Origin of the sequence: Marinifaba aquimaris, from assembly GCF_013328345.1 — a bacterium.
Lineage (GTDB): Bacteria > Pseudomonadota > Gammaproteobacteria > Enterobacterales > Alteromonadaceae > Marinifaba > Marinifaba aquimaris.
This window is the reverse complement of record NZ_JABULX010000008.1, coordinates 89,360-105,064: the sequence shown is the minus strand read 5'-3', so window position 1 is coordinate 105,064 and position 15,705 is coordinate 89,360. Positions and strand designations below refer to the sequence as shown.

Annotated in this window: 16 protein-coding genes; 2 read left to right on the top strand and 14 right to left on the bottom strand. The window is 41.5% G+C overall.

Annotated elements, in window-relative coordinates:
* The 9 genes from HR060_RS07485 to murJ all read right to left on the bottom strand — a co-directional run bounded on the left by HR060_RS07485 (position 1) and on the right by murJ (position 9,861).
* Complete coding sequence (locus tag HR060_RS07485) at positions 1-483, bottom strand: pilus assembly PilX family protein (protein WP_174199674.1); 483 nt, start codon at positions 481-483, stop codon at positions 1-3.
* Positions 471-1,496, bottom strand: coding sequence for a PilW family protein (locus HR060_RS07480; protein WP_174199673.1), 1,026 nt, complete (start codon positions 1,494-1,496; stop codon positions 471-473). The genes HR060_RS07485 and HR060_RS07480 overlap by 13 nt, the downstream gene beginning before the upstream one ends.
* 5 nt (positions 1,497-1,501) lie before the next feature.
* Positions 1,502-2,122 carry a type IV pilus modification protein PilV gene (pilV, locus tag HR060_RS07475; RefSeq protein WP_174199672.1) on the bottom strand — a complete coding sequence of 207 codons (621 nt, stop codon included), beginning with the start codon at positions 2,120-2,122 and terminating at the stop codon, positions 1,502-1,504.
* A gap of 218 nt (positions 2,123-2,340) precedes the next feature.
* Positions 2,341-3,270 (bottom strand): 4-hydroxy-3-methylbut-2-enyl diphosphate reductase, encoded by a 930-nt coding sequence (gene ispH, locus HR060_RS07470; protein WP_174199671.1) that lies wholly within the window; start codon positions 3,268-3,270, stop codon positions 2,341-2,343.
* Positions 3,271-3,296: 26 nt separating this feature from the next.
* A complete protein-coding gene (gene fkpB / locus HR060_RS07465) occupies positions 3,297-3,737 on the bottom strand; it encodes an FKBP-type peptidyl-prolyl cis-trans isomerase (RefSeq protein WP_174199670.1) in 441 nt (146 codons plus the stop codon).
* A gap of 2 nt (positions 3,738-3,739) precedes the next feature.
* Positions 3,740-4,261: a signal peptidase II gene (gene lspA / locus HR060_RS07460; RefSeq protein ID WP_174199669.1), complete on the bottom strand. Its 522-nt coding sequence runs from the start codon at positions 4,259-4,261 to the stop codon at positions 3,740-3,742.
* A 73-nt stretch (positions 4,262-4,334) separates the two neighbouring features.
* Positions 4,335-7,178: an isoleucine--tRNA ligase gene (ileS, locus tag HR060_RS07455; RefSeq protein WP_174199668.1), complete on the bottom strand. Its 2,844-nt coding sequence runs from the start codon at positions 7,176-7,178 to the stop codon at positions 4,335-4,337.
* Between the two features lie 47 nt (positions 7,179-7,225).
* A complete protein-coding gene (gene ribF / locus HR060_RS07450) occupies positions 7,226-8,152 on the bottom strand; it encodes a bifunctional riboflavin kinase/FAD synthetase (RefSeq protein ID WP_174199667.1) in 927 nt (308 codons plus the stop codon).
* 146 nt (positions 8,153-8,298) lie between these two features.
* Entirely contained in the window at positions 8,299-9,861 is a 1,563-nt protein-coding gene (gene murJ, locus HR060_RS07445; RefSeq protein WP_174199666.1) for a murein biosynthesis integral membrane protein MurJ, read from the bottom strand.
* A gap of 169 nt (positions 9,862-10,030) precedes the next feature.
* Between murJ and rpsT the strand changes: the two genes are divergently transcribed.
* Positions 10,031-10,291 carry a 30S ribosomal protein S20 gene (gene rpsT, locus HR060_RS07440; protein WP_174199665.1) on the top strand — a complete coding sequence of 87 codons (261 nt, stop codon included), beginning with the start codon at positions 10,031-10,033 and terminating at the stop codon, positions 10,289-10,291.
* 61 nt (positions 10,292-10,352) lie between these two features.
* On the opposite strand, the gene HR060_RS07435 is transcribed toward rpsT, so the two are convergent.
* The 3 genes from HR060_RS07435 to HR060_RS07425 all read right to left on the bottom strand — a co-directional run bounded on the left by HR060_RS07435 (position 10,353) and on the right by HR060_RS07425 (position 11,888).
* Positions 10,353-11,087 (bottom strand): methyl-accepting chemotaxis protein, encoded by a 735-nt coding sequence (locus HR060_RS07435; RefSeq protein WP_174199664.1) that lies wholly within the window; start codon positions 11,085-11,087, stop codon positions 10,353-10,355.
* A gap of 78 nt (positions 11,088-11,165) precedes the next feature.
* A complete protein-coding gene (locus tag HR060_RS07430) occupies positions 11,166-11,477 on the bottom strand; it encodes a HAMP domain-containing protein (protein ID WP_174199663.1) in 312 nt (103 codons plus the stop codon).
* A 24-nt stretch (positions 11,478-11,501) separates the two neighbouring features.
* On the bottom strand, positions 11,502-11,888 hold the full coding sequence (locus tag HR060_RS07425) for a hypothetical protein (RefSeq protein ID WP_174199662.1): 387 nt from the start codon (positions 11,886-11,888) through the stop codon (positions 11,502-11,504).
* Between the two features lie 401 nt (positions 11,889-12,289).
* Between HR060_RS07425 and HR060_RS07420 the strand changes: the two genes are divergently transcribed.
* A complete protein-coding gene (locus HR060_RS07420) occupies positions 12,290-12,790 on the top strand; it encodes an RDD family protein (RefSeq protein ID WP_174199661.1) in 501 nt (166 codons plus the stop codon).
* A gap of 17 nt (positions 12,791-12,807) precedes the next feature.
* Here HR060_RS07420 and pdsS read toward each other — a convergent pair whose 3' ends face one another.
* On the bottom strand, positions 12,808-14,973 hold the full coding sequence (gene pdsS, locus HR060_RS07415) for a proteobacterial dedicated sortase system histidine kinase (protein ID WP_174199660.1): 2,166 nt from the start codon (positions 14,971-14,973) through the stop codon (positions 12,808-12,810).
* Positions 14,974-14,976: 3 nt separating this feature from the next.
* Positions 14,977-15,672, bottom strand: a complete 696-nt coding sequence (gene pdsR, locus HR060_RS07410) for a proteobacterial dedicated sortase system response regulator (protein ID WP_174199659.1) — start codon at positions 15,670-15,672, stop codon at positions 14,977-14,979.
* Positions 15,673-15,705: the final 33 nt, after the last annotated feature.

Sequence of the window (15,705 nt, the reverse complement as noted above, 5' to 3'; positions counted from 1 at the left end):
TTAATTTACAACCATAGCTTGATGCATCAAGCCTGCGCGAATAGTGGTTTTCCCTAAATTACTTTTCCCATATTTATTAACAACTTCGACGTGAAAGCTATTGCATTGAAAAGCCGTTGTAGATGAGGCTTGTTTTTCTGCTCGGCAGTTAGTGGAGTGTCCCGTCTCAGTGGCAACATCCAACTTAAAGCTCATTTCATCTTCTAGTGTTGTGGTGTCAATGCCTTGATTGATAGTCAGAAAGTTTTGCCCACCCACTTGTTTATTAACCGCTTTATAAACAACATGTGAAACTCCGCCTATCGTTTTATCCATCGAATGCATTTGCTCCGCATTCGCGGCAGAGATTTTTTGGTCCATCACACTACTTTGCAATAAGGTAACAGCAAGCCCAGTTAACAGAGCAGTAAAAACAATTCCCGCAAATAAAGCAGCGCCTTGCTGTCTACTCTTACTTATTTTTAGAAGCTTTATTCTGACCATGTCGAATCTCCGGCATTAGCCACCGTTACAGTGTTTGAGAACAACATGCGACGATAGTGATCGCCATTTGCAGTGAAACTCCAATCACCTAAGTGGTAGGTAAAGTTATTAGTCACGCTGGGGTCTGGCTTTAATGCTCTTACCAACACAAACACTTTCACTGCAACAATTGAATTTGGTGCAGTTTGATCCCAGTATTGACGGTCTTCATTCATTTTTTCAGCCGATAAAAATACATCAGCCACACCATCTGCATCCTTATCTAGCCCCATTAAAAAATTAATGTACTCAACACCTTCAGCCATGTCGTATGCGACCATTTTGCCGTTTGCCGCTGTTGCTGTATCAAGCTTCTCTAATTGGAGGCGTGTTAACACTGGTACCTTGTAATCTCCTTGTACTACATCGCGGATATAATAAATACGGTGTTGATATTCCATTGTTGTGCCGTTGTTCAAAATAGGGATATCGTTAACATCATTACCAGCGAATAAATAAGCCATCGTATTATCAACCCTAAGGTAATAACGCGTTTTACTCGGCACATTTACTTCCTCGCCTAAACCACGCTTTATTTGTAAAATAGCGCTATCGATTTTGGCATCTGGAATACAGCCTAACTCGTCTGCATCATCGGCTATCGTCAGCCAGAGGTTTCTAAAAGGTAAGGTTATTGTAGAGCTCGGAAAGCTAGCATTATTGCCACCATCACCAATGCAATCACTAGTCACAGCTGCCCCGTTATGAACCATGACGTTAATGTTGTTTGCATCTAAATTTTGCTCGGTCATTGCCCCCCAATAACCGGAAAACATTACATCTTGGGTAATTTGGTTAAGAATAAATGTACCGACTTCTTGTAATTCACCATTTTGTAAGGTGTCATCAGTTACTTCATCTGAGGCTATTAACAAATTGATGACGCCGCCAAATACCAGGATACTTAAGACACTGGCAATCAATAATTCCGTTAAGCTGAAACCTCTTTGTTTTTTATTTGAGAGTTGATTCATGACGATTAAAAAATGTAAGCACTGACGGCTATTTGGCGACGTTGGTTATCAACACTTTTACCACCGCAATCATTGCCGTTGGAGATATTAGCGTCCTTGGTTTCAAAGCGCCCTTGCCAGCTGATCACAACTTCAACACTCCCTGCATTGGTCAGTTGTGTAACAGAATCAGCAGCTAAACCTTGAGTAATGAAAATACAAGCTGTGGGGTCTATTAAACCGCCAACATTAATCGCTTCTGCGCCATTTGTGGTTTGTACAGTTTTGGTGATATCAGCGCCTTTTAATGCATCATTCCACTGAAATTTGTCGTAAGCAGCTAAATCTTCTGGTGAGCAATCGACGGCATTATTACTTCCTTGGGTCACATGACACAGCGTTACACCTGTGTGCTCTTGCTTACCGTAATCGGTCCCCGCATAGCTGAGTAATTGTTCTTTATTACCGCGGATACGCTCGATAATATCGTGGGCGAGAGAAGTAGCTTGTGCCCTTTGCATGGCATCGAAGCTATTTTTTTTTGCCGTTGCTTGAATGGCCACCGAACCGACGATGCCCGTCACAGCAACCACCATGGCAATTAATAATTCGACAAGAGAAAAACCTTGTTGCGTTTTGCTTAACATTTAGTACGACCTCAAATAGTCCGTTATTAACTAAGCAAAGCAGGAGAATAGGTAGGGAGTAGATAAAAGTTTACCGCCTGAGGCAGCCAACTTTGAGTACAACCTAATCTCGCTTTGTGCTGCCTTACATAACTTAGCAGTACAAAGCAAAATTGGTTAGCTCTTATTTGGTAATTATTGTAAGAATTAATTTGTTAAATTGCTGTTAAAGCCAGTAGCTATCGCAGTTCCACAGGAACGGCAAATACAACGTTTTCTTCTTTACCGTCGGTTTCTGTGACCGTCTCACCACCTAATTCTTTAAGGCGATCAACAACTTGCTGAACTAACACTTCTGGAGCAGAAGCACCGGCAGTCACGCCAACGCCTTTAGCACTGGCTAGCCAATCAGCTTGAATGTCATCGGCAGTATCAATTAAAAAGGCACTCGCACCAACTTTTTCAGCAAGTTCTCTTAATCGATTAGAATTAGAAGAGTTCTTCGCTCCTACTACCAACACCACATCATTGGTATGAGCTAGTTGGCGAACTGCATCTTGTCTGTTTTGTGTGGCGTAACAAATATCATCTTTGCGAGGGCCTTCAATCTCAGGAAATTTAGCACGCAACGCATCAATCACATCAGACGTGTCATCTACTGATAAGGTTGTTTGTGAACAGTAGTACAAATTACTCGGATCTTTTACTTCAAGGCTAGCAACATCTTCTGGTGATTCAACTAAGTAAATACCGCCGTCTTTGTTGTCATACTGCCCCATTGTGCCTTCTACTTCTGGGTGACCGTGGTGGCCAATTAACACACACTCAGTCCCCTTTCGGGAAGCACGTGTCACCTCCATATGAACCTTAGTCACTAGAGGACAAGTTGCATCAAAAATCTTTAATTCACGATCTTTAGCTTCTTTTCTTACCGCTTGAGAAACACCGTGAGCACTAAAAATAACAATACTGTCATCAGGCACTTCGCTAACTTCATCAACAAATACAGCGCCGCGGTTTCGCAAGCCATCAACTACGTATTTATTGTGAACCACTTCGTGTCTTACATAGATAGGTGGATTAAACAGCTCAATTGCTCGTTCAACAATGCTGATAGCGCGATCTACACCAGCGCAAAAACCTCTCGGGTTAGCTAAATTAATTTGCATGGTACTTTCCTCTTGCCCGATTAGTTTTATACAACGTCGATAATTTCTACAGCAAAGGTCACAACTTGACCTGCTAAAGGATGGTTGAAATCAACCGTAACCGATTGACCCGCAACTTCGCGCACAATACCCGGAATTTCATTGCCATCAGGTCCTGCAAAAGCGATGATAGCGCCAACCTCAGCAGGAGTATCAGCAGAAAATTTAGTGCGGTCTAAGTGATAAATATTATCTGGGTTTGGTTGACCGAAAGCATCTTCAGGTTGTAATTCGAAAGATTTTTCATCGCCAGCTTTTAAACCAATTAAGCACTTTTCAAAACTTGGTGTTAATGAGCCATCGCCCATCGTGAACTTAGCTGGTTTATTGTGAACTTTTGTACTTTCTGCAGCAGAGCCATCCGCTAACAAAATAGAGAAATGCATTACAACTTGGCTTTGCGCCTGGATATTAACTTGTTCGGTCATGACTACTCACTTGTGGCTTTAGTTTTAGGTTGCTCAGCTTGCTTTTCTTCGTCGTTGACAAAAGAGTCAATCACAACAAGAAAAGCACCAATGACGATACCGGCGTCTGCAATATTAAACGCAGGCCAGTGGTATTGGTTTACATACCAATCAATAAAATCGACCACATAGCCGTAACTGATTCGATCATATAAATTACCGAGTGCACCACCTAAAATAAGACTAAAACCAACACCTAATAACTTTTGGGATTTGGGTGTTTTATACAACCAAAAACTGATTAACACAGAAGCTAAAATTGCAATTCCAGTAAAAAACCAACGTTGCCAACCACCTGCATTAGCTAGAAAGCTAAAAGCTGCACCAAAATTTTGTACATAGGTTAAATTGAAAAAAGGCATCACCGGGATGCTTTCATACAGTTTAAAGTTAGCTAATATAGCAAGCTTAGTTGCTTGGTCTAATACCAATACAATCAAAGCTAACCAAAGCCAAGCTAAACCAGTTGTTTTAAATACTTGCATTTCACTTCTCTGACATTAAAAGAGCACAACAGAAGACTGTTATGCTCTTTTTATTTCTAAAATGATTTCGGGTTTAAGCGAATGAGCGAGACTCACCTTCACCATCAATATTAGTCACACAACGACCACAAATTGTTTCATGGCCAGCATGACTGCCTACATCTTCGCTGTAGTGCCAGCAACGTTCACACTTTTCACCAGCCGTTTTAGCGAGTACTACTTTGACTTCATCTAAATCAGTGGCAGTAGCATCAGCAGGCGCATCAGCTAGTAATGCTACCTGTGCTTTTGACGTTAATAGTACAAAACGCAGTTCATCACCTAATTGAGTAATAACTTGGTGTAAGTCTTCACTCAAATAAACAGTAACATCAGCCTCTAATGTTGCACCAATCACTTTATCGCGACGCGCTTGTTCAACAACACGGTTAACTTCAGCTTTAACCGTCATGACTTTCGACCAAAATGCATCGTTCATTTTTGCATTTTCATCTAGGCCAAATAAACCGTCATACCAAAACTGTGTGAAAACAAACTCTTCACCTGATTGGTCCATCGCTTTTAATTCCTGCCAAATTTCATCAGCAGTAAAGCTACAAATTGGCGCCATCCAACGGACTAACGCATGCATAATGTGATACATAGCTGTCTGACATGAACGACGTGCCAAACCATCGGCTTTTGCAGTGTACTGACGGTCTTTAATAACATCTAAGTAGAAGCTACCCATATCAACAGAACAGAATTGCATTAGCTTTTGAGCAACGACTAAGAACTGATAATCATCATAAGCTTCTAAGATTTCATTTTGAGTTTGTTGTGCTTTTGCAACAGCCCAACGATCCAACTCAACTAAGTCTTCAGCGGGTACTAAATCTGTTTTAGGATTAAAACCAGATAAGTTAGATAACAAGAAACGTGCAGTATTACGAATACGGCGATAAGCATCTGCTGAGCGCTTTAAAATCTCATCAGAAACAGTCATTTCAGCTGTGTAGTTAGCCGAAGCAACCCATAAGCGTAAAATATCAGCACCTAGTTTATTAACTTCTTGCTGTGGTGATACCGTATTACCTAAAGATTTAGACATCTTTTTACCATCAGCATCAACGGTAAAGCCGTGCGTCAATACTTGCTTGTATGGCGCTTCGCCTTTCATCGCGATACCTGTCATCATTGATGACATAAACCAACCGCGGTGTTGGTCAGAACCTTCTAAATAAAGATCCGCTTGTTGTTTAAACGTTTCTTTGCGCGCATCAACTACACAAGCGTGCGTTACGCCTGAGTCAAACCATACATCTAAAGTATCGCCTACTTTGCTGTACTCGCTGGCTTGTTCTGCACCAATTAAATCTTCAACGGTTAAATCAAACCAAGCTTGAATACCTTCTTGCTCAACTTTCTTAGCAACTGTTTCAATTAATGCTTTAGTGTCTGGATGTAAGTCACCCGTTTCGTTGTGAATTAACAAGGCAATTGGCACACCCCAAGTACGCTGACGGGAAATACACCAGTCAGGACGACCTTCAACCATGTTGGCAATACGAGCCTCACCCCACTCAGGAATCCAACGCGTATCTTCAATTGCTTTTAATGATTTTTCACGCAGACCCGCTTCATCCATAGCGATAAACCACTGAGGAGTTGCACGAAAAATAATAGGCGTTTTATGACGCCAGCAATGCGGGTAACTGTGAACGATATTTCTGTGGTGAACGAGTGCGCCTTTGTCTTTAAGCACATCAATAACGGAGTCGTTAGCTTTAAATACGTGTTGACCGGCGAATAACTCAGTGCTTTCTAAGTAAACACCGTTACCCCCTACAGGGTTAGCCACTTCTAAGCCATATTTTTGACCAACTACGAAATCGTCTTGACCGTGACCAGGTGCGGTGTGAACACAACCGGTACCTGAGTCAGTAGTTACGTGCTCACCTAAAATCACAGGCACCGTGAAGTCATAAAATGGGTGTTGTGCCTGGGCTAATTCTAACTCGCTACCTTTTACATAGCCTAATGCGTGGTAATGCTCAAAACCGTAACGATCCATAGCAGCTGTCACTAGATCTGATGCTAAAATTAAACGTTCGCTTTGCTCACCGTTTTCTACTTGAACAAGTGTGTATTCCACGTCTGGGTGAATAGCAACTGCGCGGTTAGCAGGCAGTGTCCAAGGTGTTGTAGTCCAGATCACTGTTGAGATAGGACCAGTACCGGCTTTATCAGCTGATGCTAATGAGAATTTTTGGGCAATTGACTCGTCAGTTAAAGTAAAGCGAACATCAATCGCAGGCGATGTTTTATCTTGGTACTCAACTTCAGCTTCGGCTAATGCAGAGCCACAATCTGTACACCAATGTACAGGTTTGAACCCTTTAACAAGGTGACCGTTTTCAACAATTTTGCCAAGTGAGCGAATAATGTTAGCTTCAAAGTTGAAATCCATTGTTAGGTAAGGGTTATCCCACTCACCCAAAATACCCAAACGCATAAAGTCTTTTTTCTGACCTTCAACTTGTGTTTTAGCATAGGCACGACACTTTTCTCTGAACTCTGCCGCTGTAACTTTATGGCCCGGTTTACCGACTTTCTTTTCAACTTTTAACTCGATTGGTAAACCGTGGCAATCCCAACCTGGGACATATGGCGCATCAAAACCAGAAAGCGTTTTCGCCTTGATAATAATATCTTTTAGAACTTTATTTACTGCGTGACCAATGTGAATATCACCGTTTGCATAAGGAGGGCCATCATGTAATACGAATTGCTCAGCACCGGCACGAGCAGTACGAATAGCCTCGTAGAGTTTCTTCTCATTCCAGGCCTTTAACATTTCAGGTTCACGTTTTGCTAAATTACCACGCATTGGAAAATCAGTTTCGGGTAAATTCAGTGATTGTTTATAATCGCTCATCGAGTCACTTTTCCTAAATCAGCTTGTTCGCTCTATATCGTTCTATTTTAGTCGCACATCAATGCAGTTTTTGCATGCGAGGCGTCTAACTTAATTTGTTGCTTTAATGCGTCAACTGAGTCAAATTTTTGCTCATCACGCAGTTTTTTCTTAAAAGTAATTGTCAGTCGCTGGCCGTACAGGTCACCAGCAAAATCAAATAAATGCACTTCTAATTGTTGCCTAATCCCTTTTACCGTGGGGCGGGTTCCAACATTTGCAACACCGTTAAGCACTTGGCCTTGGTGATTCACTTGAACCGCATATACTCCGCTAACAGGCGATACTTGGCGGCGCAGTAAAATATTTAACGTTGGAAACCCAATTGTCCTACCTATTTTATCGCCATGAACAACATGGCCACTAATACTAAACGGTCTAGCTAATAATGCTGTCGCTTTATCAAAATCACCTAAAGCTAAAGACTGCCTAACCGAAGTGCTACTCACCCTTACTCCCTGTTTGAGGTAAGATAGAGTATCTTCAACAGTAAATTGGTGCTTTTCGCCAGCTGCTTGCAGTGTGGTAAAATCGCCCATTCGCGCTTTACCAAAGCGAAAGTCATCCCCTATCACTAAATGCTTAACGCCCAGTTTTTCTAGTAGCAGTATTTCAATGAACTCATTAGCAGATAAAGCTGCAAACTTTTCATTGAAACGCACACATAACATGCGGTCGATTTGCTGCGCTTTTAATAATTCGTATTTATCACGCCAACGACAGATTCGAGCTGGCGCCTTATCTGGCGAAAAGAACTCAATTGGCTGTGGTTCAAAAACCATAACAACCGCTGGTAAATTTAACGCTTTCGCCTTGGCTTTAACCTGAGCAAGAACGGCTTGATGGCCTAAATGCACGCCATCAAAATTGCCAATTGTTAGAACACAACCGTGGTGCTTTGGCAAAATACCTTGTAAGTCTCGGATTAACTCCATCGTTTTACTGCAAACTCGTTCAATTAATCGCCTAGTTAGGACGCATTTTTATAGGGAAATTTGGCCACGGATTATATACTCAAATACCGCCTAGATGCGAGTTTGTTGAGATAATTAGCCGTTATCAGTTATAACGGCATACTATTTTAAGCTTTTTGCACTTTTAAGTGCCTAGGTCGAATCCCCAAAATAACCAAGCTAAGCAAATAAATAGCGGCAGCAGCACCAATTAAATAGCTCAACTGAACTATTCTTTGAATTTCAGAAAAACCTAGCCACGCATTTTGTTCAGGCATCAAATACCAAAGAGCAGAAGCCATTAAACCTGCTGCTATAAATATTTTTGCCAGACTAGTCCAAACATAGTTAGACAGGGTGTAAGTACCTTGCTTGTGTAAGGTCCAATATAAGAAAAAGGCATTCATGGCTGCACTTAATGCCGTCGCTAACGCCAAACCCACATGCGCGAGTGGAAAGATAAGGATGAGGTTAAACACCATATTGGCAACCATGGTTTTGATACCAATTTTGACGGGTGTTTTAGTATCTTGTCTTGAGAAAAAGCCTGTCGCTAATACTTTGATTAGCATAAAACTGAGTAACCCACATGAATAAGCCACTAAACTTTTAGCCGATTGTGCCGTTGCAAATGCATCAAACTCACCACGCATAAACAGCACCATTAACATAGGTTCAGCAAGGGCAATCAATCCCAACGCTGACGGTACACCTAACAGACAGACCATCACAATGCCCCAATCCATCGTACTCGCAAAACCACCTTGAGTTTGATTAACATGGTCGCGAGACAGCTGAGGTAAAATCACGGTAGAGATAGCAATACCAAACAAGCCGAGTGGAAACTCCAGTAAGCGATCGGAAAAATACAGCCAGCTAATTGAGCCCTTTTCTAAAAAGCTGGCAAGAAAGGTATCAAGTAATAGATTGATTTGACTGACAGAAACACCGAATAATGCAGGGATCATTAAAATGCGAATGCGTTTTACCCCTTCATCATTCCATCCCCATTGTGGCCTTTGCAGCGCACCGACTTTGTATAAGAAGGGTAATTGAAATAATAGCTGAACTAAGCCACCAAAAAAGACGCCCCAAGCAAGGGCATAAGCCGGTTCAGAAAACTGATCAGCAAAACCAACGGCTGCTGTAATAATCACAACGTTCAATAAAACAGGCGTAAATGCAGCAGCGCCAAATTTGCCATAGGTATTTAAAATTGCGCCAGATAAAGCTACCAGTGAAATAAAAAACAGGTAGGGAAAGGTAATTTTTAGCATACTCGATGCTAATTCATATTTAGCAGCATCCGGGCCATCATTGAGCCAGTCAATAAACCAACCAGTACCAAAACCGGCCACTAATACAGGCGAAGCGATAACAGCAAAAATGGTGGTTAATAGTAAAACCGTACCTAAAGTACCCGATACTCTAGCGATTAGTAGCCGAGTTTCGTCTTCTGGTTTCGTTTCTTTCCATTCGGTAAGTACAGGCACAAAAGCTTGAGCAAAGGCCCCCTCAGCAAATAATCGACGCAAGAAGTTAGGGATCTTATTAGCAAAGATAAATACATCAGATGAAGTACCAGCCCCCATCAAACTGGCCATAACCACATCTCGAACCAAGCCTAAAACCCTTGAGATAAGAGTCATAGCACTGAAAATTAAGCTGGATTTTAATAACTTACTCGACAAAATCTTTCCATCTATAATATGAGCCGTAAACGAGGGCGAGTATTTTAACCTGATTGTTTAAAAAGTATCTGTATTTTTTAGGTCGATTTATTTGACATTAGCGGATAAAACAGGCATATTTGCGCGCCTTTAAAGGGTAACCTAAGTCTATAGTTTTAGGAGTTTCGTTTTGGCTAACATCAAGTCTGCTAAAAAACGTGCGATTCAATCTGAAAAGCGTCGTAAGCATAACGCGAGCCGTCGCTCAATGATGCGTACTTACTTAAAGAAAGTAATTGCTGCAATCGAAGAAGGTAACAAAGAGAATGCTCAAAAAGCATTAACTGAAGTACAACCAATTTTAGATCGTTTCGCGACGCGTGGTTTAATCCACAAAAATAAAGCAGCTCGTCACATGAGCCGCTTAAGCGCGAAAATCAAAGCTTTATAATTTAAAGCTCTCGATTTATAAAAAAAGCCGCCTTAGCGGCTTTTTTTATGTCCGCTATTTATCATCCTGCTCTAAGCTTGAATTCTCCCACTAAGTTAGTCAGTTCACTAACATCTTGCTCTAATCCTTTATTAGCTGTCACGATATGATTAATGCATTCAGCAATTTGCTCGGTGGCGACTTTTAAGTTTTCAGTATTTTGACTGATCTCACCTGCAACCATGCTCTGCTCTTCTGTCGCTGTGGCAACTTGCGCATTTGGATCATTAATTTGCTCTATCGCTAGCTGAATATTATCAAGCATTTGACCTGCCTGCTTAATCATATCGACCAACTCTTTCGCACTTACTTGACTATTATCCATCGCCTGAACTGAAGGTTGTGAGCCTGATTGAAGTCTGGCGATCATTTGGTTAATTTCTTCGGTTGACTCTTGCGTTTTTTTAGCGAGTGTTCTTACTTCATCTGCAACCACAGCAAAACCTCTACCATGCTCACCAGCTCTAGCCACTACTATTGCTGCATTTAACGCCGATAGGTTAGTTTGATCTGCAATGCTTGTGATCACCTCAAGCACCGTTGAAATATTCAATACTTCCTGTTGTAAGTGATTTATAGTTTCTCCCGCTTGATTGATATCGCGGGCCAAGGTTTCTATTTTATCTATGGTATTAAAAACAAAGTCTCGTCCTTTATGTATGGCTTCATTTGCGGCAACGGTTGCTGAAGCGGCCGTTTCTGCATTCGATGCTACTTCAGATACCGTCGACGCCATTTCTTCTGTCGCCGTTGCCACCAATACCGTTTGCTCTTTATTGTTCGACTTGCATAAAAGACATGCTAACACTTTGATTAACAGACTCTGAATCAGACTCTAGTGTCTGTTTGCCTGACAAATACGCTGCATTTTTTGATTTAATTGCTCAACAGTTTGATTTAAATACTCGCCAATTTCACCCAAAGAGTCGCTGGAGTGTTGATTGAGTGTTTGGCTCAAGTCACCATCGACAACTGCATGGGTATAATCACTGACACGATTTGCATTTTCACGAATAGATACCGCAATACTTCTCAGTTTGTCTTGAGCGAGTTTGGCTTGCTCAATCAGCTTCGCTAACTCTGAGTTTGTTAACTGAATGTCATCAGGGTCTAAAACCTGTAACTTTATCGTCTGGGCAAAACTCACTAGTATTTTGTTTTGCGCCAGTAACTATTTTGCTTGGGCACTGCCTTGAGAAAGCAAAATAGTCTCATTCTGTTCTAACTCAGCTAGAATCCGCAGCACTTGTTTTTGCAGATCGGTAAGGCCTAAAAAAGTATCCGGCGTAAAACGACCTGCTGCTAATACCGCTTCACTTTGAACAAACAAAGTTTGCATCTGCTGTGCCAATAACGGATGTTGTAAATAACCCACTTCGACTAAAAAGTGAGTAATCGCATCCGCGTCTGATTTCAAACCAGATACAGCTAAAATTTCTCGATTCAAGCGATTGAGTAATTCAAAAGAGTAACTGGCTAAACCTTGTTCAAAGCTAGTCAACTGCTTAAGGCTTTGTTGGGTCGACGTGGGTAATGCCAATGATGATTGGGCAAGCATACTAGAAAGGCGCTGCCACTGACTGGTCGTAATTTTTTTGTGCTATATAAACTTGTCTCTAATTCTCTGAGGAGCCCTAGGGCACTTTGCTCTTTTTGTAATTTAGCGCTCGCTTTACTGGTTTTGACGTATATTTCACCGCCAGCAAATAGCAAAGTAAGCAATACGATAATTGCTATAATGGCAAACTTGACTCTAAAGGTCAGTCGATTTGCCAGCTTAACCCCTCCCCCAAATATCGACATTCTTTCTTCCTTAATCACAGTTTTAACTGATTGATTGCAATGCACTTAATTTTTATAGACCTTAAGCTTTAACAAATCCATTCAACAAACCCTGAATCAAACAGAAAAATTTGCTAGCATAGCCGCGCAAAAATGACAGACTAAAGAGAGATTAAAATGGCAGATGTAATGTCTAAAACAGGTTTTCCCCGCGCAGGGTTTAGGCGACGTTTTGCAGTAATGGTTTATGACTTGCTCGTCGCTGCTGCAATCATCTTATTTACGGTTTTTGTCGCTGTGGTATTTGTCGGCGTATTACAATTTTTTGGCTTTTTTGTCGACCAGGACAGTTCAGACGTATTAGCGCAGGCAGGGGTATTTTACCAAGCTTACGTATTCACCCCACTGACACTGTTCTACATTTGGTTTTGGAGTAATGGTGGTCAAACCGTTGGAATGAAAGCTTGGCGCTTGCGAATTCAAAATGAAAACGGCCATGACATCAGTAAAAAGCAAGCCGTTATTCGTTTAGCGACCTCATTTTTAGGCTTGGGAAATTTAGCCGTTTTATTCGACCGAAAAAATAAGCTAGCACTGCAAGATAGAGCCGCCAAGTGCGAAGTGGTTCAGCTAACAAAAGAAGCAAACCAGCATAAAAACTGGCAAAAGCTATATTAATTCCAATCGAAAAAACATTACTCTGAAGCTATCGGAAGTAACACGATAGCTTCAACCCCTGTTTGCTCTGCATTGTTTTGAATACAAATTTCGCCCTGATGATATTGGGTAATTAACCTAGCAATATAGAGACCTAGCCCCAAATGCGGCGTGCTTTGATCACTCGCTTTTCTGACTGAAACCATAGAATCAAATAATCGATTTTGCATTTGCTCAGGTAAACACGTGCCAAAATTCGATATTTTTAATTGCAGCTTATCTCCCATCGCGATAAGAGACACATCAATGGCAGATTCGGGCTGACTAAACTCAGTCGCATTAGCCATTAGCTTATCAAGTAACTGAGCAAACAATTCAGGGCCACCTAATACCGGACAATCTTTAACTTGGTTTTCAATATACGTGTTAAATTGATGTTCGGGATAGGTCATTTGATAGCCTTGCATACAGCCCGATAACACCGCGCTTAACGGGTACACTTCTTTTTCAGTATTTTCTAAACTTTGTTCAAGACGTGTGGCTTCACTCATTAACGTTAATATCTTTGATAAACGCTTAACCCCCTCTTTTGCCCTTTGCATATAGACAGAATCTTGGCTAGCTTGAATATCTAATTCCAACGATTCTAGTGAAGATTTCACCACAGCAACTGGCGTCCGTAATTCATGAGAAAGTCTGGCAGACATACCCTGTAAGTAATCAGTATATTGACCGAGACGATGGACCATATCAGAGAAGGTCCTTTCAAGATCGCCAATTTCATCACTGGCTTTACTCGGTAAAATAGGTGCAACTACTCGCCCTTGCTCATCGATACTGAGCTCTGTTTGGTTCCGCAAACGACGAATACGACTAGAAATACGAGAAGCAAAAAGAAACAAAGCCAGTGTCCCCAGTACCATCACAGCTAAAATAACATTAAATAGCTTTTCTAACGCTTGGTTACGCAATGAGCGAATGCCATTTGTAGTTTCCTCAGCGATGACCGCTCCCATAACTTTGCCATCCAAATAAATGGGATGTGCCGCAGATAAAATGACCGCTTTACTATCGGAAGTTAAACGCCAAGTGGTAGCCGCTTTACCTTGCAAAGCTTTTTCAATATGTGAACCTTGAATGTGAGCAGCATCGGGCAAGTTATCGGTAAAATCAGTCGGTGGTTTTGTTAAAACTTGATAATACACATTCGATAAAAACTGACTGACAGGTTTGAACCAAGATGGCTCGGTGTCTTTTTTTGCCACCTTAGACCATAAGCCATCTGATAGTTTGATATCGCCGGCTTGAGCTAACAAGCGTTTGTGTTGATCGACAACCCAAATACGCGATTCACTGTGGCCTAAACCTTTAATGATTTGTTCAATTTCAGGTGAAGGAACTAAAACGGTACCCAAGTTTTCCTTTTGATAAAAACCAGCGGTTCCGATAATCACCTTTTCATCTCGGCCTGTATCTTTATCAACGATGGCAAAACTCAACTGAGAACCAATTAGCTCAAGCGGAATACGCATCTCTATGGTATAGCCAGATTCATTTTCAGCCCACGCCCCTTGAATTCGCGACTCAACTTCTAATGGTTCATTGGCTTGAGTTTGTGTGCGCAGCTCGTAAGACGTTAACCAACCTGGGGCTTTAGTTGAAATCAAGTAACGCCTAAAGTCTCCTGCTGGGGTAACAAAAGCAATTTGCAATAAATCGTTATTATCGACTTTTAAACTATTCGATGGTCGATAAACCACGTCTTCATCTTTGACTTTAAAAAAAGCGTATAAGTGATCGCGGTACTTACCAATACGGTGCTGAAAAGACAAGGTACCTTCTGCCAGATCAATATTGTCTGATAGCAAATTACTTTCATCATACGTCAATGCCAGTTCACTATTTCGCCAATCATTTAAACGGCCATCTAAGCGGATTGGGTCCACTATGGTATAAGCGTATAGGTCACGCCCTTGTTCAACATTAGGTAAAAAACTTGCCTGCTTATCAAATAATAAAGGTCTTTCGTGTAATGCGGTTGCAACCGCTCTTACCGTACCCGTTAGCGTTTTTTCTTGACCAATGCGCAGGTAAGACTCCATTTCCCAAACGTATTGATAGCCCAATAGCGGGATAGTAAAAAGAAAAACGGACAGCAGTAATAACTTGAGCCTAAGACCAAAGCGCAACACAGGTTTAGTCATAGTTTAAGCTTTCCACCGATAACCCATGCCATAAACGGTATCAATGCGATCAAAGGCGCTATCTAAAGCAACAAACTTCTTTCTGATCCGCTTTATATGCGAGGTGATCGTACTATCATCGACGTAAACCTTGGCATCTTCCATCAGCTGTTGACGATTTTTAACATGCCCAGGTGATTTGGCCAGTGAATATACCATCCAAAATTCAGTCACTGTCAGATCGACTAATTGTTCCTGCCAAAAAGCGGTAAGGCGAGATAAAGATAAGGTTAAATCACCACTTTTCTGGGTATCTTCAGTACTTTTTTGACTGTCGCTATTGACGATTTCTGTGCGTCGAAATAACGCAGCAATACGCGCAAGCATGTGCGGCATACTAATGTCTTTAGTAAGGTAATCATCGGCTCCCATACGCAAACCAGAAACCGTATCAAAATCATTATCGCGTGCGGTTAAAAATATAATCGGTAAGGTCCCCGACATTTGCCTGAGCGCTTGGCACAATAAAAAACCGCCATCAATCTCATCTTCTAAACCGATATCAATAATGGCAAGATCTGGGAGTGTTTGCTCAAATGCAGCCATCGCTTGTCTGCGATTTGTATATGCATCAACTTGATAACCTTGCTTGGTTAGCAAGTCAGTGTAATTTTCGCGAATAGCCTGCTCATCTTCAACAATGGCAATGGTTTTAACCATACTTTCTTTAAGTCCTTTCAGTTTCTACGTTAC

Excerpts from the sequence above, each read along its gene's own strand:
- HR060_RS07485 (WP_174199674.1), bottom strand. The coding sequence starts at position 483 with ATGGTCAGAATAAAGCTTCTAAAAATAAGTAAGAGTAGACAGCAAGGC.
- HR060_RS07480 (WP_174199673.1), bottom strand. The coding sequence starts at position 1,496 with ATGAATCAACTCTCAAATAAAAAACAAAGAGGTTTCAGCTTAACGGAA.
- pilV (WP_174199672.1), bottom strand. The coding sequence starts at position 2,122 with ATGTTAAGCAAAACGCAACAAGGTTTTTCTCTTGTCGAATTATTAATT.
- ispH (WP_174199671.1), bottom strand. The coding sequence starts at position 3,270 with ATGCAAATTAATTTAGCTAACCCGAGAGGTTTTTGCGCTGGTGTAGAT.
- fkpB (WP_174199670.1), bottom strand. The coding sequence starts at position 3,737 with ATGACCGAACAAGTTAATATCCAGGCGCAAAGCCAAGTTGTAATGCAT.
- lspA (WP_174199669.1), bottom strand. The coding sequence starts at position 4,261 with ATGCAAGTATTTAAAACAACTGGTTTAGCTTGGCTTTGGTTAGCTTTG.
- ileS (WP_174199668.1), bottom strand. The coding sequence starts at position 7,178 with ATGAGCGATTATAAACAATCACTGAATTTACCCGAAACTGATTTTCCA.
- ribF (WP_174199667.1), bottom strand. The coding sequence starts at position 8,152 with ATGGAGTTAATCCGAGACTTACAAGGTATTTTGCCAAAGCACCACGGT.
- HR060_RS07425 (WP_174199662.1), bottom strand. The coding sequence starts at position 11,888 with ATGCTTGCCCAATCATCATTGGCATTACCCACGTCGACCCAACAAAGC.
- HR060_RS07420 (WP_174199661.1), top strand. The coding sequence starts at position 12,290 with ATGGCAGATGTAATGTCTAAAACAGGTTTTCCCCGCGCAGGGTTTAGG.
- pdsS (WP_174199660.1), bottom strand. The coding sequence starts at position 14,973 with ATGACTAAACCTGTGTTGCGCTTTGGTCTTAGGCTCAAGTTATTACTG.
- pdsR (WP_174199659.1), bottom strand. The coding sequence starts at position 15,672 with ATGGTTAAAACCATTGCCATTGTTGAAGATGAGCAGGCTATTCGCGAA.